This is a genomic window from Paraburkholderia rhynchosiae (assembly GCF_002879865.1).
Classification (GTDB): Bacteria; Pseudomonadota; Gammaproteobacteria; order Burkholderiales; family Burkholderiaceae; genus Paraburkholderia; species Paraburkholderia rhynchosiae.
This window is the reverse complement of the sequence record NZ_PNXY01000040.1, coordinates 1-25158: the sequence shown is the minus strand read 5'-3', so window position 1 is coordinate 25158 and position 25158 is coordinate 1. Positions and strand designations below refer to the sequence as shown.

Annotated in this window: 22 protein-coding genes and 1 riboswitch; of the genes, 10 read left to right on the top strand and 12 right to left on the bottom strand. The window is 64.7% G+C overall.

From position 1 onward, the window contains the following. Positions 1-8: 8 nt before the first annotated feature. Positions 9-1019 (bottom strand): ABC transporter permease subunit, encoded by a 1011-nt coding sequence (locus C0Z16_RS32435; RefSeq protein ID WP_102636111.1) that lies wholly within the window; start codon positions 1017-1019, stop codon positions 9-11. A gap of 138 nt (positions 1020-1157) precedes the next feature. Then, entirely contained in the window at positions 1158-2786 is a 1629-nt protein-coding gene (locus tag C0Z16_RS32430) for an ABC transporter substrate-binding protein (protein WP_102636110.1), read from the bottom strand. Positions 2787-3043: 257 nt separating this feature from the next. Between C0Z16_RS32430 and C0Z16_RS32425 the strand changes: the two genes are divergently transcribed. Further along, positions 3044-3787 (top strand): alpha/beta fold hydrolase, encoded by a 744-nt coding sequence (locus C0Z16_RS32425; RefSeq protein WP_102636109.1) that lies wholly within the window; start codon positions 3044-3046, stop codon positions 3785-3787. 92 nt (positions 3788-3879) lie between these two features. Here the strand turns inward: C0Z16_RS32425 and metF are convergent, their stop codons facing one another. The 4 genes from metF to C0Z16_RS32405 form a co-directional block, all read right to left on the bottom strand. After that, the gene (metF, locus tag C0Z16_RS32420) at positions 3880-4710 is read right to left on the bottom strand and encodes a methylenetetrahydrofolate reductase [NAD(P)H] (protein ID WP_102636108.1); all 831 of its coding nucleotides are present in this window, start codon (positions 4708-4710) and stop codon (positions 3880-3882) included. 11 nt (positions 4711-4721) lie between these two features. Continuing rightward, a complete protein-coding gene (locus tag C0Z16_RS32415) occupies positions 4722-5075 on the bottom strand; it encodes a phage holin family protein (RefSeq protein WP_006052549.1) in 354 nt (117 codons plus the stop codon). A 151-nt stretch (positions 5076-5226) separates the two neighbouring features. After that, a complete protein-coding gene (gene ahcY, locus C0Z16_RS32410; RefSeq protein WP_102636107.1) occupies positions 5227-6648 on the bottom strand; it encodes an adenosylhomocysteinase in 1422 nt (473 codons plus the stop codon). A 32-nt stretch (positions 6649-6680) separates the two neighbouring features. Then, positions 6681-6815, bottom strand: a riboswitch (S-adenosyl-L-homocysteine riboswitch). Between the two features lie 95 nt (positions 6816-6910). Next, a complete protein-coding gene (locus C0Z16_RS32405) occupies positions 6911-7684 on the bottom strand; it encodes a glycosyltransferase family 2 protein (RefSeq protein ID WP_102636130.1) in 774 nt (257 codons plus the stop codon). A 185-nt stretch (positions 7685-7869) separates the two neighbouring features. Here C0Z16_RS32405 and C0Z16_RS32400 point away from each other — a divergent pair, with 185 nt between their 5' ends. Next, positions 7870-8826, top strand: coding sequence for a LysR family transcriptional regulator (locus C0Z16_RS32400; RefSeq protein ID WP_102636129.1), 957 nt, complete (start codon positions 7870-7872; stop codon positions 8824-8826). A 346-nt stretch (positions 8827-9172) separates the two neighbouring features. On the opposite strand, the gene C0Z16_RS32395 is transcribed toward C0Z16_RS32400, so the two are convergent. Continuing rightward, the gene (locus C0Z16_RS32395; RefSeq protein ID WP_102636106.1) at positions 9173-10831 is read right to left on the bottom strand and encodes a GMC family oxidoreductase; all 1659 of its coding nucleotides are present in this window, start codon (positions 10829-10831) and stop codon (positions 9173-9175) included. 374 nt (positions 10832-11205) lie between these two features. Here C0Z16_RS32395 and C0Z16_RS32390 point away from each other — a divergent pair, with 374 nt between their 5' ends. Together C0Z16_RS32390 and C0Z16_RS32385 are read left to right on the top strand one after the other, a co-directional pair. After that, entirely contained in the window at positions 11206-12891 is a 1686-nt protein-coding gene (locus C0Z16_RS32390; RefSeq protein ID WP_102636105.1) for an isovaleryl-CoA dehydrogenase, read from the top strand. A gap of 123 nt (positions 12892-13014) precedes the next feature. Beyond that, positions 13015-14433: a coniferyl aldehyde dehydrogenase gene (locus C0Z16_RS32385; RefSeq protein WP_102636104.1), complete on the top strand. Its 1419-nt coding sequence runs from the start codon at positions 13015-13017 to the stop codon at positions 14431-14433. A gap of 72 nt (positions 14434-14505) precedes the next feature. Here C0Z16_RS32385 and C0Z16_RS32380 read toward each other — a convergent pair whose 3' ends face one another. From C0Z16_RS32380 to fliE, 5 genes are all read right to left on the bottom strand, one after another. Next, positions 14506-14877, bottom strand: a complete 372-nt coding sequence (locus tag C0Z16_RS32380) for an EscU/YscU/HrcU family type III secretion system export apparatus switch protein (protein ID WP_102636103.1) — start codon at positions 14875-14877, stop codon at positions 14506-14508. Next, the gene (gene fliK, locus C0Z16_RS32375; RefSeq protein ID WP_102636102.1) at positions 14877-16346 is read right to left on the bottom strand and encodes a flagellar hook-length control protein FliK; all 1470 of its coding nucleotides are present in this window, start codon (positions 16344-16346) and stop codon (positions 14877-14879) included. The genes C0Z16_RS32380 and fliK overlap by 1 nt, the downstream gene beginning before the upstream one ends. A 67-nt stretch (positions 16347-16413) precedes the next feature. Then, positions 16414-16740, bottom strand: coding sequence for a flagellar protein FliT (locus tag C0Z16_RS32370; RefSeq protein ID WP_102636101.1), 327 nt, complete (start codon positions 16738-16740; stop codon positions 16414-16416). Further along, positions 16737-17171 (bottom strand): flagellar export chaperone FliS, encoded by a 435-nt coding sequence (fliS, locus tag C0Z16_RS32365; RefSeq protein ID WP_102636100.1) that lies wholly within the window; start codon positions 17169-17171, stop codon positions 16737-16739. Before fliS ends, C0Z16_RS32370 begins: the two co-directional genes overlap by 4 nt. Positions 17172-17403: 232 nt before the next feature. Further along, positions 17404-17754, bottom strand: coding sequence for a flagellar hook-basal body complex protein FliE (fliE, locus tag C0Z16_RS32360; RefSeq protein WP_102636099.1), 351 nt, complete (start codon positions 17752-17754; stop codon positions 17404-17406). A 237-nt stretch (positions 17755-17991) separates the two neighbouring features. Between fliE and fliF the strand changes: the two genes are divergently transcribed. From fliF to C0Z16_RS32330, 6 genes are all read left to right on the top strand, one after another. Beyond that, positions 17992-19791 carry a flagellar basal-body MS-ring/collar protein FliF gene (gene fliF / locus C0Z16_RS32355; protein ID WP_102636098.1) on the top strand — a complete coding sequence of 600 codons (1800 nt, stop codon included), beginning with the start codon at positions 17992-17994 and terminating at the stop codon, positions 19789-19791. Then, positions 19781-20776 carry a flagellar motor switch protein FliG gene (gene fliG, locus C0Z16_RS32350; RefSeq protein ID WP_102636097.1) on the top strand — a complete coding sequence of 332 codons (996 nt, stop codon included), beginning with the start codon at positions 19781-19783 and terminating at the stop codon, positions 20774-20776. Before fliF ends, fliG begins: the two co-directional genes overlap by 11 nt. Continuing rightward, the gene (gene fliH, locus C0Z16_RS32345) at positions 20763-21446 is read left to right on the top strand and encodes a flagellar assembly protein FliH (protein ID WP_175130757.1); all 684 of its coding nucleotides are present in this window, start codon (positions 20763-20765) and stop codon (positions 21444-21446) included. The genes fliG and fliH overlap by 14 nt, the downstream gene beginning before the upstream one ends. Continuing rightward, positions 21440-23122, top strand: coding sequence for a flagellar protein export ATPase FliI (gene fliI, locus C0Z16_RS32340; protein WP_102636095.1), 1683 nt, complete (start codon positions 21440-21442; stop codon positions 23120-23122). Before fliH ends, fliI begins: the two co-directional genes overlap by 7 nt. A 2-nt stretch (positions 23123-23124) precedes the next feature. Beyond that, positions 23125-23574, top strand: coding sequence for a flagellar export protein FliJ (gene fliJ / locus C0Z16_RS32335; protein ID WP_102636094.1), 450 nt, complete (start codon positions 23125-23127; stop codon positions 23572-23574). 58 nt (positions 23575-23632) lie between these two features. Continuing rightward, positions 23633-25158: flagellar hook-length control protein FliK (locus C0Z16_RS32330; protein ID WP_102636093.1), on the top strand; the 1526-nt coding region annotated here is incomplete at its 3' end.

Sequence of the window (25158 nt, the reverse complement as noted above, 5' to 3'; positions counted from 1 at the left end):
TTCCGAAATCACCTCGTATGGCGAATGCGCGGGTTGAGCACGCCGTACAACAGATCGACGACGAGGTTCACGAAAATCACCAGCGTGGCGATCATCAGGATACCGCCCTGCACGACCGGATAATCGCGTCGCCCAATCGCGTCGATCAGCCACTTGCCGATGCCCGGCCACGAAAAGAGCGTCTCCGTCAGCACCGCGCCCGCGAGCAGCGTGCCGACCTGCAACCCAATCACCGTCACGACCGGAATTAGCGCATTACGCAACGCATGCACGACGATCACACGCCCCGGCGACAAACCCTTCGCGCGTGCGGTGCGAATGTAGTCCTCACGCAGCACTTCGAGCATCGACGAACGCGTCATACGCGCGACAACCGCAAGCGGAATCGTGCCGAGCACGATCGCCGGCAGAATCAGATGGCTCAGTGCGGACTTGAACGCGCCTTCGTCGGTGGACATCATCGCGTCGACCAGCATGAAGCCGGTCACGTGCGGAATGTCGTATTCGACCGCGATGCGGCCCGACACCGGTGTCCAGCCCAGCTTGACCGAGAACACCATGATGAGGATCAAGCCCCACCAGAAGATCGGCATCGAATAGCCGGTCAGCGCCGTGCCCATCACACCGTGATCGACCGCCGTGCCGCGCCTGAGCGCCGCGAACACGCCCGCCGGCAAGCCGACGATCAGCGCGAACAGCATCGCGCAAATCGACAGTTCAATGGTGGCCGGGAAGCGGGCGAGAAATTCGCCCATGACGCTGGTGTTGGTGATGATGGAGGTGCCGAGGTCGCCGTGCAGCGCGCGGCCAATGTAGTGGACGTACTGCATCGGCAAAGGTTCGTCGAGTCCTAGCCGGTGCATAGCCGCGGCATGCATCGCCGGATCGACGCCGCGCTCGCCCATCATCACTTCGATGGGGTCGCCCGGTATCAGGTGAATCAGCGCGAACGCAAGGATCGTGATGCCGATGAATGTCGGTATCACCATGCCGATGCGGCGCAAAACAAAGCGGAACATGGTTCGTCCCTATGGTCTTGATGAAGAAAAAACGCAACCGGCGACGAGGGCTCGTGACCCCGGTCGCCGGACCATTTCGACCAGTTTTCTAACCGTGCGAAAAGCGTACTGCGTGAATTTTACGACGTGCCCGACACCTTACTTGACGCTGACGCCGTCGAAGCGAGCATAGCCGAGCGGCTCGATGCGCATGTCGACCACCTTCTTGCTGACAGGCTGGTAGACCGTGGAGTGAGCGATCGGCGAGAACGGCAATTGCTGCGCGAAGATCTGCTGCGCTTGCGTGTATGCCGTGGTGCGCGCACCCTGGTCGGACGTCGAGCGGCCCTTCTGGATCAGATCGTCGAACGGCTTGTAGCACCACTTCGAGAAGTTATTGCCGTTCACCGCCTCGCACCCGAGCAGCGTGCCGAGCCAGTTGTCAGGATCGCCATTGTCGCCGGTCCAGCCGATCAGCATCGTGTCGTCCTCACCCGCGTGGGCGCGCTTGATGTACTCACCCCACTCGTACGTGACGATCTTTGCTTTCACGCCGATCTTGGCCCAGTCGGCCTGGATCATTTCCGCCATCAGGCGCGCGTTCGGGTTGTATGCGCGTTGCACCGGCATTGCCCACAGTGTGATGTCGAAGCCGTTGGGATAACCGGCCTTGGCGAGCAGTGCCTTCGCTTTCTCGGTGCTGTAGGACGCGCTCTTCAGGTTCTTGTCGTAGGACCATTGGGTCGGCGGCATCGGATTCGTGGCGGCCTGGCCCGCGCCCTGATACACCGAGTCGATGATTGCCTTCTTGTTGATCGCCATGTCGAGCGCCTGACGCACTTCGACCTTGTCGACCGGCTTGTGCGTCACGTTGTACGCGAGGTAGCCGAGATTGAAGCCGGGCTGCGACGGCATTGCGATATTCGCTTCAGCCTTCAGCGGCGCGATGTCAGCCGGACGCGGATAGCTCATCACCTGGCACTCGTCGCGCTTGATCTTCTGCACGCGCACGCCGGCGTCAGGCGTAATCGAGAAGATCAGCTTGGAAATCTTGACCGCGTTCGGCTTCCAGTAATCCGGATTGCCGTCGAAACGGATGGTCGCGTCTTTCGTGTAGCTGCGGAAGATGAACGGACCCGTGCCAACCGGGAACTGGTTCATGTCGGCGGCCTTGCCGGCCTTCAGCAGCTGATCGCCATACTCGCCCGATAGAATCGACGCGTATTCCATTGCCAGGTTCTGGATGAACGGCGCGTTGACTTCCTTCAGCGTGAACTTGACCGTGTAGGGATCGACCTTTTCGACCTTGGTGATCAGCTTGTCGAGACCCATGTCGGTGAAGTAGGGAAACTGCACCGGGTAGGCCTTGTGGAACGGCTGGTTGGCGTCGAGCATGCGCTCGAACGTGAAGATGACGTCGTCCGCGTTGAATTCGCGCGTCGGCTTGAAGAACGAAGTGGTCTGGAACTTCACGCCATGACGCAGATGGAACGTGTACGTTTTGCCGTCCGCGGAAACGTCCCACTTCTCGGCGAGGCCCGGCTCGACCTTGGTGCCGCCACGCTCGAACTCGACGAGACGGTTATAGACGGTGAACGTATTGGCCGTGAAATCGGTGCCGGTGGTGTATTGCGCCGGATCGAAACCCGCGGGGCTGCCTTCTGAGCAGTAGACGAGTGTCTTGTTCGGAATCTCGGCGCGCGCGCTGTTCGCGCCCACCAGCGATGCCGCTGCAGCTGCGACGAGCGTCGTAATACGCGCGGCGCGCAACAGGTTGTTTTGCTTCATGTTTCCTCCAGGTTCGGGGCTGGCTGACGCCAGCGTAGCGCGATATTACTGAGCTTTCCCCAGTGTCACAAGCGGAGGAAAATTATCCGCCAGGGCCGCAGCAGCGCGCCTGGGCGTCCGGTTTGCAGATTCCGCCTTTCGATTCGATTCACGCAGTGGCTAAACCCGGCGCGCATGATTTGAATAGCTAGGTGCGATGGATTATTTATAGACCCTCTTTCGAAAGACTTTCAGAATAGACCTTGACCAGAAAAAACATGAAGACATCACCTCCGTTGGTCATGATTCACGGCTTGATGGGCTCACTTCACTTTTTCTCGCCCACAACGCATATCAGCGCCGCCACCGTTCATACGCCCGATCTCCCCGGCTACGGCAAGCAACCAGCGCATGCGCCGTTGACGCTCGAAGGGCAAGCGCAAGCGGTGCTGGACTATTTGCGCGGCCATATCGACGAACCATGCTGGCTGCTCGGCCATAGTGTGGGCGGTGCGGTCACGATGCTGGCCGCGGCGGCTGCGCCGGAGCGCGTGCGCGGCATTATCAGCGTGGAAGGCAACTTCACGCTGAACGACGCGTTCTGGTGCTCGAAGATTGCCGCTATGGACGAGCCGACATGGCATGCAGAACATCAGCGGATGCTCGACGATCCAGTGAGCTGGCTCCGTAACGGCGGCATCAATCCGAACCCGCAGCGAGTGGAATGGGCCCGCGCGATCCTGCGCAATCAGTCGGCGTCGACGCTTCAGTCGATGGCGCGCGCAGTGGTGCGCGAAACGGGCTCGCCCGAGTATCTGCACAAAGTGCGGGCGGTTGTCGAAAGCGGCGTGCCGCTTTGCCTGCTTGCCGGAGAGCGGTCGGCGTCAGGCTGGGACGTGCCGAATTGGGTGCGGCGCGCGGCGGCGACAGATGCGATTCAGCCGGCCGTCGGTCACATGATGATGCTGGAAGAGCCCGAGGCGTTTTGCCGGATCGTCGATTCCATGATCGTGGGCCGCTAGAGAAGAGATAACTTGCGAGGCCCGCCGCGCCCGCTTCGCGCGACGGCCTTGCAAGGACAAACTAACGCTGCAGCCCATAACAACAATGGAGATCAGCCGTTCAACCGCTCGCAAATCGCCTTGGTCGCCGCGGCGCCGTTGAGCGTATAGAAGTGCAAACCCGGCACGTTCGCGTCGATCAGACGCTTGCATAGGTCCGTCACCACGTCGAGCCCGAATGCGCGAATCGACTCGCGGTCGTCGCCGAAACTCTCTAGCCGGCGCGCGATCCAGCGCGGCACTTCCGCGCCGCACATCTCGGAGAAACGCATCAGTTGCGAGAAGTTCGTGATCGGCATGATGCCCGGCACGATCGGCACGTCGACGCCGAGCTTCCTCGCGTCGTCGACAAAACGGAAGTACGCGTCCGCGTTGAAGAAGTACTGCGTGATCGCGGAATTGGCACCGGCCTTCACCTTGCGGGCGAAGTTTTCAAGATCGTGACGCGGCGAGCGCGACTGCGGGTGATATTCCGGATAGCCGGCCACCTCGATCCAGAACCAGTCGCCGAACTCGGCGCGAATAAAACTCACCAATTCCGACGCATAGCGCAACTCGCCGACTTCGCCCATGCCCGACGGCAAGTCGCCGCGCAGCGCGACGATATGGCGAATGCCATGCGCGCGGTACTGATTGAGAATCGCGCGCAGGCTCTCTTTCGACGAGCCGATGCATGACAGGTGCGGCGCCGCTTCGAGCCCTTCCTTCGCCATATCGACGACGGTATCGAGCGTGCCCTGTTGCGTCGAGCCGCCCGCGCCAAACGTGACGGACACGAACTTGGGTTTGAGCAATGCGAGTTGCGCACGCGTTGCGCGCAGCTTGTCGACGCCTTCCTGCGTCTTCGGCGGGAAGAATTCGAATGAAAGTTCGATCGGGTTCATGATTCAGTATGTCAACCGAGACTGCGGTTGCCGAAAATAAGCGCGGACAGCAGCCATGAAACGATGCTGTACAGAATCGAGCCGAAGAACGCCGACCAGAAACCCGACACTTCGAAGCCCTTCAGCAGCGACGCGCAGAGCCAGAAGCACAGCGCATTGACCACCAGAATGAAGAGCCCGAGCGTGACAATCGTGACGGGCAGCGTCAACAGAATCAGCACCGGCCGAAGGACCGTGTTGATCAGTCCGAGCACCACCGCGACGATCAATGCGGTGCCGAAGCTGCGGATATGTATCGACGGAACGAGGTAGGTGATGATCAGGAGCGCGAGCGCATTGATCAGCCAGGTCAGCAGCACGGTCATGTAAAGCTCCTTGCAGGCAGGATGTCCGTTGAACGAAAGGAGGCAGGCATGGCGAGCAAAGCGGCGCCGATGCGCCGCCGTGTCGTCAAACCATTATGCGTTCAAGCCGCCCTTGCGCTTGCGCGCAAAGGGCGTACTCGAAGGCGCGTGCTTAGTAGCGGTAGTGGTTCGGCTTGAACGGACCGTTCTTGTCGACACCGATGTAGCCCGCTTGTGCGTCCGACAGCACGGTCAGGTTCGCACCGATGCGCGCCAGATGCAGACGCGCCACCTTCTCGTCCAGATGCTTCGGCAGCACGTACACGCGGTTCTCGTACTTCGCGCCTTGCGTGAACAGTTCGATCTGCGCGAGCGTCTGGTTCGTGAACGAGTTCGACATCACGAACGACGGGTGGCCGGTCGCGCAACCCAGGTTCACGAGGCGGCCTTCGGCCAGCAGGATCACACGCTTGCCGTCCGGGAAAATGATGTGGTCGACTTGCGGCTTGATGTTGTCCCACTGGTACTGACGCGTCGACGCGACGTCGATTTCCGAATCGAAGTGACCGATGTTGCACACAATCGCGTTGTGGCGCATCGCTTTCATGTGGTCGTGGCCGATCACGTGGTAGTTGCCGGTTGCCGTCACGAAGATGTCGGCCTTGTCGGCCGCATATTCCATCGTCACCACGCGGTAGCCTTCCATCGCTGCCTGCAGTGCGCAGATCGGATCGATTTCCGTGACCCACACGGTCGCGCCCAGACCGCGCAGCGATTGCGCGCAGCCCTTGCCCACGTCGCCGTAACCTGCAACCACCGCGATCTTGCCCGCGATCATCACGTCGGTCGCACGCTTGATGCCGTCGACGAGCGACTCACGGCAGCCATACAGATTGTCGAACTTCGACTTGGTGACCGAGTCGTTGACGTTGATCGCCGGGAACGGCAGGCGGCCTTCCTTTTCCATCTGATACAGACGGTGCACGCCGGTCGTGGTTTCTTCCGTCACGCCCTTGATGTGCGCGAGACGCGTGGAGTACCACGTCGGGTCCGCGTCGAGATGCGAAGCGATCGACTTGTACAGCGCGACTTCTTCCTCGTTGGTCGGCTTGGCGATCACCGAGCGGTCTTTCTCAGCCTTCGAGCCGAGGATCAGCAGCAACGTCGCGTCGCCGCCGTCGTCGAGGATCATGTTGGCGAACTCGCCGTTCGGCCATTCGAAAATGCGGTGCGAGAATTCCCAGTATTCGTCGAGCGATTCGCCCTTGAACGCGAACACTGGCGTGCCAGCCTTGGCGATGGCGGCGGCTGCGTGATCCTGCGTCGAGAAGATATTGCACGAGGCCCAGCGCACGTCCGCGCCGAGCGCGGTCAGCGTCTCGATCAGCACGCCGGTCTGGATCGTCATGTGCAGCGAACCTGCAATGCGCGCGCCCTTCAGCGGCTGCTGCGCCTTGTATTCGTCACGCGTTTGCATGAGACCGGGCATTTCCGTCTCTGCAATGGTAAGTTCCTTGCGGCCCCAGTCGGCAAGCGACATGTCGGCAACAATGTAATCTTGGGAAGCTTGGGAATCGATAACTGCGGCGTTCATCACGCCCTCCTTTCTAAGTAGTGACTAGAAATTTGACGTGAGCGCGGTTCGATGCGGTGGATGGGAAAGCGCTATGCGCATCCGAGCCCTCCGATTGAAGCCTCCGAGCCTGGCGGGCGGCCGGCGAATGCTGATTCGCGGTACCCGTCGCAACGCTCCTCGAAGACGAACGGCGATTGTAGCAAATCGAGATGGCTTCGGGGCGTGCGATCGGGTTTGCGGCAGCTTGTGCCGCGGTGCCGGGCGCGGCTTAGGGCGCGGCTTACGGCGCGGCGTCGACGGGAATATCGGCGCTACGCAGTTGCGCGATGCCCGCGCGCGCCGTGTCGAGGAACTGCCGGGAAAAGCGGAAGGCATCGGCGACATCGGCGGGATCCGGTGTCAGCCAGCCAAACGCAACGCGGAAATAGCGCTCGGCGTGAATACCCGCGTGGTAATGCATGCGAACACGCTTCGCATCCTCGAGCCGCGGATTGCCGAAAAGCTCGCGCAGTGCCCACGACAACGCGCCATCCTCGCCGCCGATACGCCGAAACGCTTCATCCATCGGAAAGCCGCCGAGTGCCGCATACACCGCACGCCGCACGACGAGACTGCTCGGCACCGTATTGCTGAGCGTCGCTGCGTGGTGCGCGAAGTCCGCGTGGCTTGTGATGTCGGCCGGGAAATCCACATAGTCGACGTCGAGCCGAACCGATACGTGCTTGGGGTTTTGCGCGAGGAACGCGCCTGCGGCGGTCAATGCGCCGGGCAGGTATTCATCGTCGGCGTCGAGAAACGCGAGCAGATCGTGCGACGCGTGCATCGCGCCCCAGTTGCGCGCCCGAGCCGCGCCGCCGTTATGGGGCATGCGCAGCAGAACGATGCGCGAATCGATGCGTGCATATTCGAGGGCAAGGTTCGCGGACGTATCGGTGGAAGCGTCGTTCACGACGATGATCTGCGCCGCCTCCGGCTGAAGCCGGCAGCTTTCGAGCGCACGAGCGAGCGTCATGGCGCCGTTGTAGCAGGGAATAACGATGGAAACGGAGGTCATGAGTGAAAGCGGCAGCGGCCGGCGCGAAAGATAACCGCCGATGGTAGCGTCACTGACGGAGCGCACATCTTGAAATAGTGACGCCTTGCTGAGGGTCTTAAAGCAGCTTGGCCGCGCTCGCCACCATAAATACCATGACTTACAATGCGCCGAATCATTCCAATATGGAATTCGGAGCCCGGATCGTGGAACTGCGTGCGCTGCGCTATTTCGTCGAAGTCGTTCGTCAGCAGAGCTTCACCGTCGCCGCGGAGCGGATGTTCGTCACCCAACCCACCATCAGCAAGATGGTGAAGTCGCTCGAAGACGAAATCGGTTCGCCACTGCTGCTGCGCGACGGCCGGCAGATGGTGCTCACCGACGCCGGCCGCATCGTCTACCAGCGCGGCCAGGAAGTCCTTGCCGCGCACGCGCAGTTGCAGGCGGAACTCAACGACCTCGGCACGCTCGGGCGCGGTGAACTCACGATCGGCATTCCGCCGATGGGCGGCTCGCTCTTCACGCCCGCCATCGCCACGTTTCGTCAACGCTATCCGAAAATCGAGCTGAAACTGTTCGAGCAAGGCTCGCGCGCCATCGAAGCGGCGCTGATCAACGGTGAACTCGAGTTGGGCGGCGTACTGCAGCCGGTCGACCCCGAAAATATCGACGTGCTGCCGATCACGCGCCAGTTGCTGTGGCTCGTCGCGCGCACCGGCTCCCGCTGGGACGACTTGCGTGAAGTGCCGCTCGCGCAACTCGCGGACGAACCGTTCGTGTTCTACGGCGAAAGCCTGGCGCTCAACGATGTCGTGCTGAACGCGTGCCGCGCCGCCGGTTTCGCGCCAACCATCGTCGGACGCAGCGGGCATTGGGACTTCATGGCGGCGCTGGTGCTCGCCGGCGTCGGTATTGCGCTATTGCCGGCGCCCTATTGCCGGCGGCTCGATGCGGCGCAATTCACCTGCCGTCCGGTTGCCGAGCCGGAAATTCCATGGGAAATGGCGATGGGCTGGCGCCGCGACGGTTATTTGTCGCACGCGGCGCGCGCCTGGCTGGAGGTAGCGCGCGAGACGCTGCCCGGCCAGTCCGGCGACGCTCTCATGCTCGGCCTGACGGGCATCGCCGCGCCGATTCAGGCCCTGAACCCGAACTTAAAATGACAACATGCCGCCGGACGCAAACCGGGCGGCATGTCTATTCACGATTCACGCGCTAGCAACGCCGGCATTACTGCTGCGTGACGAACTCGATGCGTCGGTTGGCGAAGCGTCCGCTGGCGGTGTCGTCACTCGCAACCGGATGCGTCTGACCGTAGCCTTGAGCACTCAGCGAGTCGGCGGGCCAGCAGGCGGTCGTTTAGATTTGGGGGCAATAAGCGGCATCTGATGGCTCAGCAGCGCGGGCAATTGACCGACGCTGCTCTGGCTTCTGAGGAGACGTTGTTTGAGCACGCCCGGCGTTTGCCGTGCGATTTGGCCGTGCGTTTGCCGTGTGCCTTACTGCCGCTCACACGGCATTGCCCGCCGGCGCCGCGGTTGCCACGGCGCCCAGCAACTCCATCGCTTCCGGCTGGCGACGGCTCGCCGCGATCAATCCGGCCGCGCGCTCGCCGATCATCACCGTGGGCGAGTTCGTATTGCCGCCGATCAGCGTCGGCATCACCGATGCATCGACGATTCGCAGTCCCGTGACACCTCGCACGCGCAATTGCGGATCGACGACCGAACGCGCGTCGCCGCCCATCCGGCAGGTCGCCACCGGGTGATAGATCGTGTCGGCGTGCTCGGCGATGGTCCGGCGCAACTCCGCGTCGGTCTGTCCAGGCCGCGTATACAGCTCGCGGCCGCCCTGCAGCGCGAGCGACGGCGCGTCGAGAATACGCCGCGCCATCTGCACGCCTTCGACCAGCAGATCGAGATCGCGCGAATCGCTGAGAAAACGCGGATCGATCACGGGCGCGATGCGCGCGTCGGCACTTGCGAGCGTCACGGTGCCTCGGCTGAATGGCCGCAACACGCACACATGCAGCGAATAGCCGTGACCCCAGCGCATGCGACGGTTGTGATCGTCGACGAGAGCCGCGCAGAAATGCAGTTGCAAATCCGGCCGCTCAAGCGTCGGCTTGCTCTTCAGAAAGCCGCCCGCCTCCGCGACGTTGCTCGACAGCATGCCGCGTCCGTGGCGCATGAACGTGATGAACTGCGGCACCATTCGCGCGATGCCGCGAACCGAGAAACCGGTCGGCTCGATCGAGGACACGCGCTTGTTGATCGTGAAATCGACGTGGTCGATCAGGTTCTGCCCGACCTCGGGCGCATCGTGCAATACCTCGATGCCGTGCGCTTGCAGATGCGCGGCCGGCCCGATGCCGGAGCACATCAATAGTTGCGGCGAATTGAATGCGCCCGCCGCCAGCACGATTTCCACGCGCGCCTTGAGCGTCTCGCGGTGGCCGCCGCGCACAATCTCGACGCCGCTCGCGCGCTTGCCTTCGAATATGACCCGCAGCACCGTCGCATCCGCGATGGTGTGCAGATTGGCGCGCTGACGATCGTAGATATAGGCACGCGCGACGCTGCAACGTCGGCCATCGCGCTGTGTGACCTGGTAGAAGCCGACGCCTTCCTGATCGGCGCCGTTGAAATCATGGTTCGGCTTGTAGCCGGCTTCCATCGCCGCCTGCACAAAACGCTTGGAAAACGGATTCCGATAGCGCAAATCCGACACCGCGAGCGGACCGCTGTCGCCGTGCCACGCGTCGGCGCCGCGCTCGTTGCGCTCGGCGCGGCGGAAGTACGGCAGCACGTCATTCCACGACCAGCCGTCGCAGCCCAGTTGCGCCCATTCGTCGTAATCGAGTGGATGGCCGCGCGTGTAGATCATCGCGTTGATGGCGCTCGATCCGCCGAAGCCGCGCCCTCGCGGCTGATAGCCTTGTCGGCCGGCGAGGCCCGCTTGCGGCGTCGTCAGATAGCCGTAATTCGTTTCTAGTTTGTTCGGCACGACCGCCGCCACACCGACCGGCAGATTGACGAGCAGATTGCGGTTCGTGTGCGGCCCCGCTTCGATCAGCGCGATCGTCGCGTCGGGACAGTCGTCCGCGAGACGGCTCGCGAGCGCGCAGCCGCCCGAGCCCGCACCTACGATGATGTAGTCGTATTCCATCGCTCCTCCTGATGGGCTCGCGTTGCTCGCGCACCCTGTCTCGTGCACACTTGTCTACGTGTGTTTGATCGGCATTGTAGGGAGCGTTCGGAGGCCGCGGCGGCTTCGCGTGAGAGCGATTACTCTAAACACGAGCGCCCCGGTGACCCTATGATGAAAGACGTGCACACGCCCGCCAGACGGCCATGCGCGTCATTCAAACAGCGCCCGCGCGTGTCACGCTTTCAACGCGTGGCAAGGCATGCAGCGGTCAAACAGCGTACGCCGATTAGCACCACCAAGCCGGCCACCGAAACGGCGATGAACGGGCCACAGACCGCGCACGAAAGCGCGTCGGCGAACCGCTGCGAATGCGCGGCGAACGGAGACAGCAGATGCAACGCCATAGCTTCGGCCTGACCCACGAGGTCACCAATCAGGTGCCGCCGCTCGCGGACTACAACCTTTTTTCCAGCGACGCCGCGTTGTCCGCCGCGCTCGAACGCGACGGCGCCGCGTGGCATCGCGACGCGCTGCTGCGGCACGGCGCGGCGCTCACCACGCCGGACACGCTAGCGCTCGCCGAACTCGCCAACCGGCACACGCCGGAGCTGTTCACGCACAGCCCACGCGGCGAGCGTATCGACGCGCTCGAGTTTCATCCCGCGTGGCATGAGTTGTTGTCGCTGCTGCGTCGCGAGGGACTGCACGCGCTGCCGTTTTCCGATCCGCAGCCCGGCGCGATGGCCGCACGCTGCGCCGGTTATTTCCTGCATGCGCAGATCGAATCCGGCTCGTTGTGCCCATTGACCATGACCTTCGCGAGCATTCCGGTGTTGCAGCGCGAGCCTCAATTGTTCGACACGCTGCGCGACAAGCTCTATGCCCGCGAGCACGATCCCCGCGATGTGCCGCTCGCGCAAAAAGCCTCAGCGATGATCGGCATGGGCATGACTGAAAAGCAGGGCGGGTCGGACGTGCGCAGCAACCAGACCCAGGCGCATGCGATCGCCGCGGGCGGCCGCGGCGGTGCCTACGAACTGATCGGGCACAAATGGTTTTTCTCGGCGCCGCAATGCGACGCCCATCTCGTACTCGCACGCACACACGATCACGTCGGCCTTTCGTGCTTCTTCGTACCGCGCTTCACGCCGGACGGCAGCAAGAACGCGGTGCAAATCCAGCGTCTGAAAGACAAGCTCGGCAACCGCTCGAACGCAAGCAGCGAAGTCGAATTTCTCGACGCGTTCGGCATCATGATCGGCGACGAAGGGCGCGGCGTGCCGACCATCATCGAAATGGCGAACTACACGCGGCTCGATTGCGTGATCGGCAGCGCGGCGCTGATGCGCGCGGCCCTCGTGCAGGCCATCCATCATGCGCGCCACCGCAGCGCGTTCGGCCGGCAACTCGCCGATCAACCGTTGATGCGCAACGTGCTCGCCGACCTCGCGCTGGAGTCCGAAGCGGCCACGGTGCTGTTCATGCGGCTCGCGCACGCGTTCGAGCAATCCGCCGATGCGGAGTCGGCCGCTCCCGCCGAGCGCGCGTGGCGGCGCATCGTCACGCCGGCGGCAAAATACTGGGTCTGCAAGCGCACGCTCGAGTTCACCGGCGAAGCGATGGAAGTCTGGGGCGGCAACGGTTACGTCGAAAGCGGTCCGATGGCGCGCTTCTATCGCGAAGCGCCGGTCAACTCGATCTGGGAAGGCTCGGGCAACGTCATGTGCCTCGACGTGCTGCGCGCGATGGAGCGCGAACCCGAAGCGGCGCAGGCGCTCTTCGCCGAATGGCAAGCGGATGCCGCCGCGCATCCCGCGTTGAAGGCTGCGCTCGGCAAGCTCGCCACGGCGCTCAATGGGCCGGCCGAACATCGCGAAGGCTCGGCGCGGCGCATCGCGCAGCAAGTCGTGTTGATCGCGCAGGCCGTGCTGCTCGTCAAGCATGCGCCCGCGACTGTCGCCGACGCGTTCATCGCCACGCGTCTTGCCGACGGCTGCGGCGAAAGCGGCCGCGTGTACGGCACGCTGCCCGCGGCGTTCGATCACGCGGCGATCATCGAACGGGCATTTCCTGGCTGAACTCAGACGCATCCAGCGGCAACCAACCCGACAAGCACAACACGCAGCAACCACAGTAACGACAGCAACGACATCAACAAGAGGCGGCCCGACCGCGCATCTTTCATCAGGGAATACAGAACAATGAAGAACGATTTGCCCGATGCCGCCGCGCTAAAGACGCTGCTTCGCGATCAACGTCACGCGTATTTGCGCGCGCCGTATCCGTCATGGGAAACGCGCGCGGCGCATCTGAAAGCGCTGCGCAAAGTGCTGCTCGATAATCGCGACGCATTCGCCGATGCAATCAGCGCCGACTTCGGCAATCGCGCGAAGCAGGAAGTGCTGCTCGCGGAATTCCTGCTGGTGAAGGAAGAAATCGACGCGGCGCTGCGGCACGGCAAACGGTGGATGAGACTGCAGCGCCGCAGCACCAACAAATGGCTGTTGCCGGCTCGCGCGAAGGTGGTGCCGCAGCCGCTCGGCGTGGTCGGCATCATCGTGCCGTGGAATTATCCGGTGCTGCTCGCCGCCGGGCCGCTCATCAGCGCGTTGACCGCTGGCAATCGCGCGATCGTCAAGATGTCCGAACTGACGCCGCGCACGTCGGCGTTGTTCGAGCAGTTGATCGGCCAGACTTTTGCACGCGATCACGTCGCGGTCGTGAACGGCGGCGCCGCGCTCGCCGCCGCGTTCAGCGCGCTGCCTTTCGACCATCTTCTATTTACCGGTTCGACGAAGATCGGCCATGAAGTGATGCGCGCCGCCGCCGACAATCTGACGCCGGTCACGCTCGAACTCGGCGGCAAGTCGCCAGCGATCATCGGCGCGCATGCGCGTTTCGACAATGCCGTGGATAACCTCGTCGCCGGCAAGACGCTCAACGCGGGGCAGACCTGCGTCGCGCCGGACTATGTGCTGGTGCCGCGCGGCAAGGAGCAGGCGTTCATCGAACGGGCGCGCGTGCGGATGGCGAAAATGTATCCGGGCTGCGCGCACAATCCGGACTACACGTCGATCATTTCGCCGCACCACTTCGCGCGGCTGGAGCGTCTCGCCGACGAAGCGCAGGCCACCGGCGCGCAACTGCATCCGCTGACTGACAGCGCGCCCGATGCGGCGAGCCGCCGCTATCCGCTCGTCGCCGTGACGAACGCGCCGGACGATTGCGAGCTGATGCAGGAGGAAATCTTTGGACCGCTGCTCCCCATCGTCCCGTACGACACGCTCGACGACGCCATCGCGTGGATCAACGCCCGGCCGCGCCCGCTCGCGCTGTATCTGTATGCGGACGACGCGGCCACCATCGAACGCGTCACGCACGAAACCGTCGCCGGCGGCATGGCGATCAACGAAACGCTGATGCATCTGGCGTGCGAAAGTCTGCCGTTCGGCGGCGTTGGCGCAAGCGGAATGGGCGCGTACCACGGCTATGAAGGCTTCGTCACGTTCTCGAAGATGAAGCCGGTCTTGACGCAGGCGCGTCTGAACGCGCGCGGATGGATTTCGCCGCCGTACGGCAAGCGCGTGAATGTGCTACTGAAGTTGATGATGCGGTTTTGAGGGGGTTATCCACCAAGGCGCAAATGCCGCTGCCTGAACCGCTGACCACCGCTGACCATTCGGCTAACGCCCTTACCGCGCAGCAGCCCCGCCACCCACATCCACCGCGACGACGTCGGTGACATCCTGCGCGCCGCCGCGGACACTGCCCGGCGCATCTTGCGCCGGCTCATTCTCCGCACCGCTTTCCAGGCGATGCAGCCACGCCAGCAATTCCGCCACCGCCTGATAAAGCTGCGGCGGAATGCGCGCATCGAGGTCCACCTGCATCAGCAGGGAGACCATTTCGGGCGCTTCGTGCACATAGAGGCCGGCTTCCCTGGCTCGCTGCACGATCATCTCGGCGAGCATCCCGTAGCCCTTCGCGATCACGCGCGGTGCGGCCTCGCCGCCTTGGGCGTCGTAGACTAGCGCAGCCGCGCTGCGGCGATGTTTGCGGCTCATCACATGTCCCAGTCGAAGTCGTCGAGCGGCGCTGTGGCGGGGCTGGCCGCGCGCGACGTGCGGCGGCCGTTCGCCGCTGCGGTGCTTGCTGTGGCCGCGAAGGCAGCCGACGCAGCCGAAGCGCTGACACCCGCCGAACTCCCCGCCGAAGCCGAGCGCGCATACGCCGAAGCCGCTGCCTGAGCAGCAGCCGCAGCGCCTGCCCCCGCCGCGCCGGTGGCGGGCGTGCCGCCGCCAATCTCGCGAATCGTCAAACCGTTCAACTGGATGCCCGCCGCTGCGAGCCGCTGACGGAAACTCTCGCCTTGCATCGCGAGGCGCGCCGCCCCGCCGGGACTCGCCTGAACGCGCGCGACGAGCCGCATGCCGGTCAGCGTCAATTCGGCGTCGACGGTGCCGAGCGTCGGCAGCGACAACGTGAGGCGCGTGCGCCACGGCTGATCGTCCTCACTGGCCGTGCCGCCGCCGCTGCGATCCCACTCGTCACCGTCCTGCTCGACGGTCCAGTCGAGCTTCGCGCCGGGCCACGCTTCGCCGGTCCAGCGGAACTGCCCGGTCGCAAGCAGATCGAGCTGCTGACGCACCAGCGGCACGGTCGCGGGATGAACCGCGGCCGCTATCGGCGCGTTCTGCGACGAGGTGCCGTCAGCCGTTGGCGCCGCCGCGTTATGCATGCCCGCATGGGTGGACTGCCCGTTCAGGTCCGACAGGGAACTGGCCAGCACCTCACCGGCGACGAAGCGCGCCGCGTGCGCCGTATCGATCGACGGCATCGCGCGGCCGGCGGGATTGGCAGCGTTAGGGTCATTCGATTCCGCGGCGCCCTGCGAACCATTCGCGGCGGCGCTCATGCCCGGCCTTCCGGCAGTCTGCGTAGACGGCGCTTCGCCCGCATCGCTCGCCCAATTCAGCGGCAATTGCGCGGCGGCCACGAGCTTGTTTTGCGCCTCGCTGGCCAGCGTCTCGGGCGAGCGCTGGCCGCTCAGCCATTGCGCGAGATGCGCTTCGTAGAAGAGACCGCTGTCGCCGACCGTCTGCGCAAGCGCGGCCGCAAGCGCCGCGACCGGCACCTGGGCCGCCGCGACATTGGCGGTGGCGGCCGAGGCGGCGGTACTGGAAGCGGCGTTCGAAGCAGTATTGGGCGAGGCGGGCGCGTCGAACAGCGGTAAGGCGCCGAGTTCGACATCGAGTGCGGGAGCGGCGGGCCAGATCGGTGTCTGGCCGACCACAGCGGGAGTCGCCTCGCCGCCCGAACGCACGATCGCGTTGAGGGTCAGCGCGACGGCGGACAGCGCGGTCTGCGCGGAAGGCTGCGGCGCCGGCGTGACGACGGGAGCGACCGTGGCCGGTGCCGTCTCGACGTCCGCCGCGCCCGTCTGCGCGGTGGCCGCTCTGCCAGGCGCGATGTTGAGCAGGCTGTCGACGCGGGTCGCGAGCAGCGATGCGAGGGCCGTGTCGATTCCGTTCATGCCGATTCCTTGGTCACATTGGCGGCAACGCGCTCAATTCATACAGTCAGACGCCTCGCGGCCAAACTCAGCGCGCCCCGTACAGCTCTTTCAGCACCCGGGACGGCCGTCCACCGAACAGCGCCGACAGCTTGGCCAGGCTCGGATTCGCCAGATCGCGGATCGCGGCGTCGTCCGAGAGGATTTGCCGGATCAGCGCGTACTTGCGCAGGCGCTCCGTCTCGTCGAGCTTGACGCCGGTTTCGGCGTCTTTCAACGCGTCCACGAGCTGCCGGTACTCTTCCTGCAAGTGGACGAGATCGTTCCACAGGGCGCGTCGGGCAGCCATCAGCATGCGGCAGGACAACGCTGCGATAGCCTCGTAGCGGGCGAAATATTCTGCGTTCGATGTCATCTCATGCTTTCCGCGGCCGGCTGGGCAGCCATCCGCGCGATCTCCGGGGCAATCCCGATCCAGGCCTCTTCGAGCGTTGCCAGCAGGCCGTCGACCTCGACCAGCATCGCCTCGCTCTCTTTTATGTTGGCTTCCAGCAGCCGGCGCGACATATAGCCATATAGCGCGTTCAACCGCTGCGCAATCTCGCCGCCCACCTCAAGGTTGAGCGACTGTTGCAGCCCGCTTTCGACGATCTGAATCGCCTTGCCGATCGCCTCTCCACGAGCCGGCACATTGCCCTGCTGCACATGCATGCGCGCTTGCGCGATCGCCTGCCGGGCCCCCTGATACAACATCACGATCAGACGATGCGGACTCGCGCCCATCACCCCCGTCTCGACGCCCACGCGTGCGTACGCATTGGCTCCAGAGTGTCCTGGGGAAAACATCGGCGCTCCTCCTCATTACAACTGCGGTTGGTCGTGGCAGCCCACCGGGGAGGTTGCCGCACCCCGATTCATGCCTGTACCTGGTTATCGGATAGGCAGCGAAAAAGCTTTAGGCCAGTGTAAGGAGGATTAAGGGGCCAGGTTACGCGGCCCGTCGGGGCCACGTGGCGTGCTGGCAGTCGAGCGCGGCCAGGCGGGCGGAACGTCCTTGCCGCCGAGGCCGCGGCCTCGTTCAGACCTGCATCTGCATGATGTCGTTGTAGGCGGACACCAGCTTGTTGCGCACCTGCAGGCCGAACTGGAAGCCGACGTTGGCCTTCTGCATGTCGACCATCACGTCGTTCAGCGACACGTTCGACGCACCCAGTTCGAACGCGTGCGATTCGCCGATCGCCTTCGTCTGATCGCCGCTGATCTTGTCCAACGAAGCCTTCAATGCCGACGCAAAACCACCGGACGTAGCTGCGCCGGACTCACCTGCAGCCGTTGCGCCGGCCGCCGCGGTGGTGCCGCCGGCCGCCTGCGCCGCCATCGACTGCAACTGTTGCAGCGCTGACGAGAGCGCGTTCACGGGCAAAGTCATTGTTCTCTCCAGTAATGACGAGCGGCACGTCCAAACCGTACCGATCTGGACGAAAGCATAGCAGCGGGCCTAGCGGGAAAGCCCCGAAACTAGGGGGGAAACCCGGCTCTATTCAAGCAATCGGGCAGGACCGCCGTGCGGATAATTTCAGTCGTGAAAGTCTCTGTCCATACTCCCCCCGGCCCTCGGTGCGGTTGAGCGGCAGAACGCAAAAGGCATCCCGGAGAAACCCGACGCATGGATTCGTCAGCCAACTCTTTGATCAACCCCGACGCCCGCATGGGCCTCGCCGGCGCGCAGCCCGGCGCGGCCTCGGCGGGCGCCGGCCAGCCCGGCGGGAACGCGGACCTGGGAGGGCTCGGTGGCGGCCTCGGCGGCAATTTCGGTCAGCGCCTGTCGGGTCTCACGCAAATGCGCGGCAACCCGCGCGCGCCCCTGATCTTCGCCGTGGCGTTGCTGGTTGCCATCGTCGCGGGGCTGTTCCTGTGGTCGCGCGCGCCGGACTATAAGGTGCTCTACAGCAACCTGTCCGACCGGGACGGGGGCGCCATCATCACCGCGCTGCAGCAGGCCAACATTCCCTACAAGTTCTCCGACGCCGGCGGCGCGATCCTCGTGCCGGCCGAACAGGTGCATGAGATGCGGCTGCGCCTTGCGTCGCAGGGCCTGCCGAAGAGCGGCTCGGTCGGTTTCGAACTGATGGACAACCAGAAATTCGGCATCAGCCAGTTCGCCGAGCAGATCAACTATCAGCGCGCGCTGGAAGGCGAACTGGAACGCACGATCGAGTCCGTTTCGTCGGTGAAGTCGGCACGCGTGCATCTGGCGATTCCGAAGCCGTCCGTGTTCGTGCGCGACAAGGAAGCGCCGTCGGCTTCGGTGCTGGTCAATCTTTATCCGGGCCGCGCGCTCGACGAAGGCCAGGTGCTGGCGATCACGCACATGGTGTCGTCGGCGGTGCCAGAGATGCCGGTCAAGGGCGTGACGATTCTCGACCAGGACGGCAACCTGTTGACGCAGCCGTCAACCGGCGGCGGGCTCGACGCGTCGCAACTGAAGTACCGTCAGCAGATTGAGCGCAGCACACAACAGCGCATCGACGCGATCCTCGCGCCGCTGTTCGGCGCCGGCAACGCGCATTCGCAGGTGAGCGCCGACATCGACTTCTCGCGCAGCGAACAGACTTCGGAAAACTACGGCCCGAACGGCAACCCGCAACAGGCGGCGATCCGCAGCCAGCAATCGAGCACCGCGACCGAAATGTCGCAAGGCGGCGCCTCGGGCGTGCCGGGCGCGCTGTCGAACCAGCCGCCGCAGCCAGCCTCTGCGCCGATCAATGCGCCGAACTCCGCGAGCGGGGGTGTCACGACGACGCCGGTCAGCGACCGCAAGGATATGACCACCAACTACGAACTCGACAAGACCGTGCGTCACCTCGAGAAGCCGATGGGCGGCATCAAGCGTCTGTCGGTGGCAGTGGTGGTCAACTATCTGCGCGTGGTCGACGGCAAGGGACACGCCACCATGCAGCCGGTTACCGCGGACAAGCTCGCGCAGGTCAACCAGCTCGTGAAGGACGCGATGGGCTTCGACTCGGCGCGCGGCGACTCGGTCAACGTGGTCAACAGCCCGTTCACCACCGAACTCGATCCGAGCGCGGATCTGCCGTGGTGGCGCACGCCGGACATGCTGGCGCTCTACAAGCAGATCGCGACTTATCTCGGCATCGGCGCAGTGGCGCTGTTCCTCTACTTCGTGATGGTGAAGCCGGCGCTGCGCCGCGCCTTCCCGCCGCCGGAGCCGGCCCTCGCCGCGGCGCTGCCGTCGCCGGACGAGCCGATCCTGCTGGACGGCATCCCCGCCGCCGAGCGCGCCAACGGGCTCGTCGAAATGGACACCGGCGACAGCGAACTGCTGGCGCTGGAAAACGCGAAACACAAATATGAGCGGAACCTGGAGTTCGCGCGCAACATCGCGCGCCAGGATCCCAAGATCGTTGCAACCGTCGTGAAAAATTGGGTGACCGATGAGCGCTGAAGGCGTAATGAAGAGCGCGCTTCTGCTGATGTCGATCGGCGAGGAAGAGGCCGCGCAGGTGTTCAAGTTCCTCGGACCGCGCGAAGTCCAGAAGATCGGCGTCGCGATGGCCGCGATGAAGGCCGTGACCCGCGAGGAGATCGACGTCGTGCTGCACGAGTTCGTGCGCGAGGCGGAAAAGCACACCGGCATGTCGCTGGATTCGAACGAGTACATCCGTTCCGTGCTGACCAAGGCACTCGGCGACGACAAGGCCGGCGCGATCATCGACCGGATTCTGCAAGGCAGCGATACCAGCGGTATCGAGGGCCTCAAGTGGATGGATTCGCCCGCTGTCGCGGAACTGATCAAGAACGAGCACCCGCAGATCATCGCGACGATTCTCGTTCACCTGGACCGCGATCAGGCGTCGGAGATCGTCGCGTGCTTCACCGACCGCCTGCGTAACGACGTGCTGCTGCGAATCGCGACACTCGACGGCATCCAGCCGGCCGCCCTGCGCGAACTCGACGACGTGCTGACCGGCCTGCTATCGGGTAGCGACAATCTGAAGCGCAGCCCGATGGGCGGTATTCGCACGGCGGCGGAAATTCTCAACTTCATGTCGAGCAACCACGAGGAAGGCGTCATCGAGAACGTCCGCCAGTACGACGCGGAGCTCGCGCAGAAGATCGTCGATCAGATGTTCGTGTTCGAGAACCTGCTCGAACTGGAAGACCGCGCGATCCAGTTGCTGCTAAAGGAAGTCGAATCCGAGGCGCTGATCATCTCGCTGAAGGGCGCGGCGCCCGCGCTGCGTCAGAAGTTCCTGTCGAACATGTCGCAGCGTGCCGCCGAACTGCTCGCCGAAGACCTCGACGCGCGCGGCCCGGTCCGCGTCTCCGAAGTAGAAACGCAACAGCGCCGCATCCTGCAGATCGTGCGCAACCTGGCGGAAAGCGGTCAGATCGTGATTGGCGGCAAGGCGGAAGATGCATATGTCTAATCGCAACTCCACGGCAAAGGCAAGCCTCTCGGCCTACCAGCGCTGGGAGATGGCCTCGTTCGATCCGGTGCCGCCGGCGCCGCCCGGCTCCGAGATCGACGAAGGGGCACTGGAAGCCGAACTCGAGCACCTGCGCGAAGCGGCGCATGCGCAGGGTATCGCCTCGGGCCACGTGGCCGGTCAGGCGCTCGGCTATCAGGCAGGTTACGACCAGGGCCACGCGCAAGGCTTTGAGCAAGGCAAGAGCGAAGCGCGCGAGGAAGCGGCGAGACTTGCCGCGCTCGCCGAAACCTTCAAGGCTGCGCTCGACGGCGCGCAAGGCGCCATTTCGGAGACGCTCGTCGCGCTCGCGCTCGACATCGCGCAACAGGTGGTGCGCCAGCACGTGCAGCACGATCCGACCGCGCTGATCGCCGCCGCACGCGAGGTCCTCGCCGCCGAACCGGCGTTGATCGGCGCGCCTGCGCTGATCGTGAGCCCTGCCGATCTGCCGGTGGTGGAAGCGTATCTGATGGAAGAACTGCAAACGCGCGGCTGGACCGTGCGCACCGATCCGGCGGTGGAGCGCGGCGGCTGCCGCGCGCAAGCCGGCAGCGGCGAGGTCGACGCCGGCATCGAGACACGCTGGGAACGCGTCGCCGCCGCACTCGGCAAAGTGAGTACATGGTGAAGCCGACGCTCGAGGAAATCCGCGCAAGCGATCTGACGCCGCTCGAGCGCGAACTGGCGTTGGCGTCGTTCGGCGCCGAGGCGCTTGCGGACGCGACGGTCGCGGACGCAGTTGTAGCTGGCGCCACGGCAGCTGACGCGGGTCATGGTCATCCGGTGACGGGCGCGGCTGCGAGCCGCGAGTCGGCTGCGGCTTCGAACATTGGCTCCTCGGGCGTTGGTACAGCTGCCGGTTCGCGCGGCGCCGGCAAGGCCGCAAGCGCCGCGGCTCCGACTGCTTACGATCCTGCGCTCGACAGCAATCCGCACATGCAAGCCTGGCGCGGCCGGCTCGACGCACTGCGCGCGCGCAACGCGATCGCGAAGCCGATGCGCGCGTGCGGACGTCTGACGCGCGCCGCCGGTCTGGTGCTCGAAGCCGTCGGACTGCGCCTTTCCGTGGGCGCCGAAGTGATGATCGAACTGCCGCCGGGCAGCTCCCTGCCGATGGCCGAAGCGGAAGTTGTCGGCTTCTCCGGCGACAAGCTGTTTCTGATGCCGACCACCGAGGTGATCGGTCTTTTGCCCGGCGCGCGCGTCTATCCGCTGGAGAGCGCGCCGATCGCCGATCCGATGGCGGGCGCAAAGCGTCTGCCGGTCGGCTGGGAACTGCTCGGCCGCGTGCTCGATGCGTCCGGCCGTCCGCTCGACGGGCTCGGCCCGCTCGGCACGCATGCCGATGCGCCGCTGTCCGCGCCGGTCATCAATCCGCTGAACCGCGAGCCGATTCACCAGGTGCTCGACGTCGGCGTGCGCGCGATCAACGCGCTGCTCACCGTGGGACGCGGCCAGCGCATGGGCCTCTTCGCCGGTTCCGGTGTCGGCAAATCGGTGCTGCTCGGCACGATGGCGCGCTATACCAGCGCCGAAGTGATCGTGATCGGACTGATCGGCGAACGTGGCCGCGAAGTGAAGGAGTTCATCGAACAGATTCTCGGCGAGGAAGGTCTCGCGCGCTCCGTGGTGATCGCCGCGCCGGCCGACGTCTCGCCGCTTTTGCGGATGCAGGCCGCCTCGTATTCGACGTCGCTCGCCGAATATTTCCGCGATCAGGGCAAGCACGTGCTGCTGCTGATGGATTCGCTGACCCGTTACGCGATGGCACAGCGTGAGATCGCGCTGGCCGTCGGCGAGCCGCCCGCCACCAAGGGCTATCCGCCTTCGGTGTTCGCGAAGCTGCCGGCGCTCGTCGAGCGTACCGGCAATGGCCCGGCGGGTGGCGGCTCGATCACCGCGTTTTATACGGTGCTGACCGAAGGCGACGACCAGCAGGACCCGATTGCGGACTCCGCGCGCGCGATTCTCGACGGCCATATCGTGCTGTCGCGCTCGCTTGCGGAAGCCGGTCACTATCCGGCAATCGACATCGAAGCGTCGATTAGCCGGGCAATGACCGCGCTGATCGACGATAACCATCTGGACAAAACGCGTATGTTCAAGCAGATGCTGTCGCGCTATCAGCGCAACCGCGATCTGATCAACGTCGGTGCTTATTCGAGCGGGCGCGACGCGCTGCTCGACCGCGCGATCGCTCTGTATCCGCGGATGGAGGCCTTCCTGCAGCAAGGCTTCCGTGAGTGCGCAAACTTTGAACCGAGTATCGAGATGCTGAACGTGCTGTTTGCCCAAGGAGCCTGACGATGGCGAAACACTTTCCGGTCAAGACGTTGATTGGACTCGCGCAGGACGATGTCGACGCCGCCGCGCAACGTCTTGGCCGCGCGCAGCGGGAGCGCAACGAAGTGCAGGCACAGCTCGAATCCCTGGTGCAATACCGCGACGAATACCACGCGCGCTTCACGGCGACCGCGCAGGCAGGCATGCCCGCCGGCAACATGCGCAATTTCCAGGCGTTTATCGACACGCTCGACGCCGCGATCGAACAACAGCGCAATCTGCTCATGACGGCCAATGCGCGTGTCGAGGCGGCGAAGCCCGACTGGCAGCGTCAGAAGCAGAAGCTCGGCTCGTATGAGGTGCTGCAGGCGCGCGGCGAAGCGGCCGAAGCGAAAACCGCGGCGCGGCGCGACCAGCGCGACGCGGATGAACACGCCGCCCGAATTCTGAGGATGCGCGCGGAAGGCGCCTGACGCCCGCGCCGCATTGATTGACTGAACACCGTACTTTTGACGGATTGACGGGACACTTATGTCGTTTCTCTCACAGATCGGCTCACTGCTCGGCTCGGCCGGCAGCACATCCACCAACAGTGCCAGCAGCGCGGCATTAGCCGCCGCCGCGAACGCGAAGCCGTTTTCGAAGACTTTGCAGCAGAGCATCGATCTGCAAAACAGTGCGGCTGCAAGTGCGGCTGCAAGTGCGGCTGCAAGTGCGGCTGCAAGTGCGGCGGCAAGCGCGGTCGCAAGAGCTGGTGCGAGTGCGCCCGCTAGCGTGAGCCAGCCGGCCGCCGCACCGACGCCCGCGGATGCGTCGCAGGCGTCGTCATCGAGCGTGCACGATGCGCCGCCCGCGGACGATTCGGCCACGAAGAGCGCCAGCGACGCGAGCAGCGCCAGCGACAGCGACGACAACACCGCGACGAACGAGGCGTCGTCCGCAGCACCGGCGGACAAGTCGCAGCAGGCATCCACCGACAAGAGCGCGCCCACGCCGCCGAAATCCGGCAACACCGCGAGCCCGAGCGACGCCAACACCGCGGCGGCAGCCGCAGCTGCTCAGGCGCAAGCTCAAGCTCAAGCTCAGGCTCAGGCTCAGTCTGACGCGGACACGGCGGTCGATCCGGCGAGCGCGAGCCTCGCGGCGTCGACCGCCGCAGACCCAACATCGACCGGCACGACCGGCGACACCACCACTGTCGGCACGCCGGGCAGAAAGGCGCCAACCGATCCGAAGTCGCTGCAGGATGCATTGCAGGCGGCGCTGGCAGCACTCGCGAACGGCCAGGCGGTGGTTCCGTCACAGGCATTGGCAAGCGGCGCAGCAGCGAACGCCGCGGCGGCAGCGAACGGTCTGGCGAGCGCGAATGCATCGCTGAACGACACGGACAGCAAGACGCTCGAGGCCGGTCTGTCCGGTGGCGGCAAAGGATCGGCAGCGGCGCGCGGCGCGTTGACTACGACGACGACGGCGACTGCAACGACGGTGGCCGATCCGACGGCGGGGGCTTCGGCGGCTGCGGCGGGCGCGTTGACATCGGCGGGTGCGCTGGGCGCGCAGGCGGACGATCTGGCGTCGTTCAAGAATGCAGCCGACGCGGCGACCGCGGCGCTGGCCGCGACCCAGGCGGCGGCGAGCGCCGCAAGCACGACGGCGGCGGCCCAAACGACGGGCAATGCGAGCGCGGCGGCGGCGGCGAACGCATTGGGGCCGCAGGTCGGCACGACTGACTGGGAAGAGGCGCTGAGCCAGAAGGTGGTGTTTTTGTCGAATGCGCATTCGCAGAGCGCCGAGCTGACGTTGAACCCGAAGGATCTGGGGCCGCTACAGGTCGTGCTGCAGGTTGCCGACAATCATGCGCATGCGTTGTTTGTTTCGCAGCACCAGCAGGTTCGGGAAGCCGTCGAGGCGGCCTTGCCGAAATTGCGCGAGGCGATGGAAGCGAACGGGATTGGGCTCGGCAGCGCGAGCGTGAGCGACGGGTTTGGGCGCCAGGGCGGGCAGCAGCAGAATGCCGATTCGGGGCGGTCGGGGGGCCGCTCCGCGGCGGGTAGTGG

Coding starts and splice junctions, on each gene's coding strand:
- C0Z16_RS32435 (WP_102636111.1), bottom strand. CDS start 1,019: ATGTTCCGCTTTGTTTTGCGCCGCATCGGCATGGTGATACCGACATTC.
- C0Z16_RS32430 (WP_102636110.1), bottom strand. CDS start 2,786: ATGAAGCAAAACAACCTGTTGCGCGCCGCGCGTATTACGACGCTCGTC.
- C0Z16_RS32425 (WP_102636109.1), top strand. CDS start 3,044: ATGAAGACATCACCTCCGTTGGTCATGATTCACGGCTTGATGGGCTCA.
- metF (WP_102636108.1), bottom strand. CDS start 4,710: ATGAACCCGATCGAACTTTCATTCGAATTCTTCCCGCCGAAGACGCAG.
- C0Z16_RS32415 (WP_006052549.1), bottom strand. CDS start 5,075: ATGACCGTGCTGCTGACCTGGCTGATCAATGCGCTCGCGCTCCTGATC.
- ahcY (WP_102636107.1), bottom strand. CDS start 6,648: ATGAACGCCGCAGTTATCGATTCCCAAGCTTCCCAAGATTACATTGTT.
- C0Z16_RS32405 (WP_102636130.1), bottom strand. CDS start 7,684: ATGACCTCCGTTTCCATCGTTATTCCCTGCTACAACGGCGCCATGACG.
- C0Z16_RS32395 (WP_102636106.1), bottom strand. CDS start 10,831: ATGGAATACGACTACATCATCGTAGGTGCGGGCTCGGGCGGCTGCGCG.
- C0Z16_RS32390 (WP_102636105.1), top strand. CDS start 11,206: ATGCAACGCCATAGCTTCGGCCTGACCCACGAGGTCACCAATCAGGTG.
- C0Z16_RS32385 (WP_102636104.1), top strand. CDS start 13,015: ATGAAGAACGATTTGCCCGATGCCGCCGCGCTAAAGACGCTGCTTCGC.
- C0Z16_RS32380 (WP_102636103.1), bottom strand. CDS start 14,877: ATGAGCCGCAAACATCGCCGCAGCGCGGCTGCGCTAGTCTACGACGCC.
- fliK (WP_102636102.1), bottom strand. CDS start 16,346: ATGAACGGAATCGACACGGCCCTCGCATCGCTGCTCGCGACCCGCGTC.
- C0Z16_RS32370 (WP_102636101.1), bottom strand. CDS start 16,740: ATGACATCGAACGCAGAATATTTCGCCCGCTACGAGGCTATCGCAGCG.
- fliS (WP_102636100.1), bottom strand. CDS start 17,171: ATGTTTTCCCCAGGACACTCTGGAGCCAATGCGTACGCACGCGTGGGC.
- fliE (WP_102636099.1), bottom strand. CDS start 17,754: ATGACTTTGCCCGTGAACGCGCTCTCGTCAGCGCTGCAACAGTTGCAG.
- fliF (WP_102636098.1), top strand. CDS start 17,992: ATGGATTCGTCAGCCAACTCTTTGATCAACCCCGACGCCCGCATGGGC.
- fliG (WP_102636097.1), top strand. CDS start 19,781: ATGAGCGCTGAAGGCGTAATGAAGAGCGCGCTTCTGCTGATGTCGATC.
- fliH (WP_175130757.1), top strand. CDS start 20,763: ATGCATATGTCTAATCGCAACTCCACGGCAAAGGCAAGCCTCTCGGCC.
- fliI (WP_102636095.1), top strand. CDS start 21,440: ATGGTGAAGCCGACGCTCGAGGAAATCCGCGCAAGCGATCTGACGCCG.
- fliJ (WP_102636094.1), top strand. CDS start 23,125: ATGGCGAAACACTTTCCGGTCAAGACGTTGATTGGACTCGCGCAGGAC.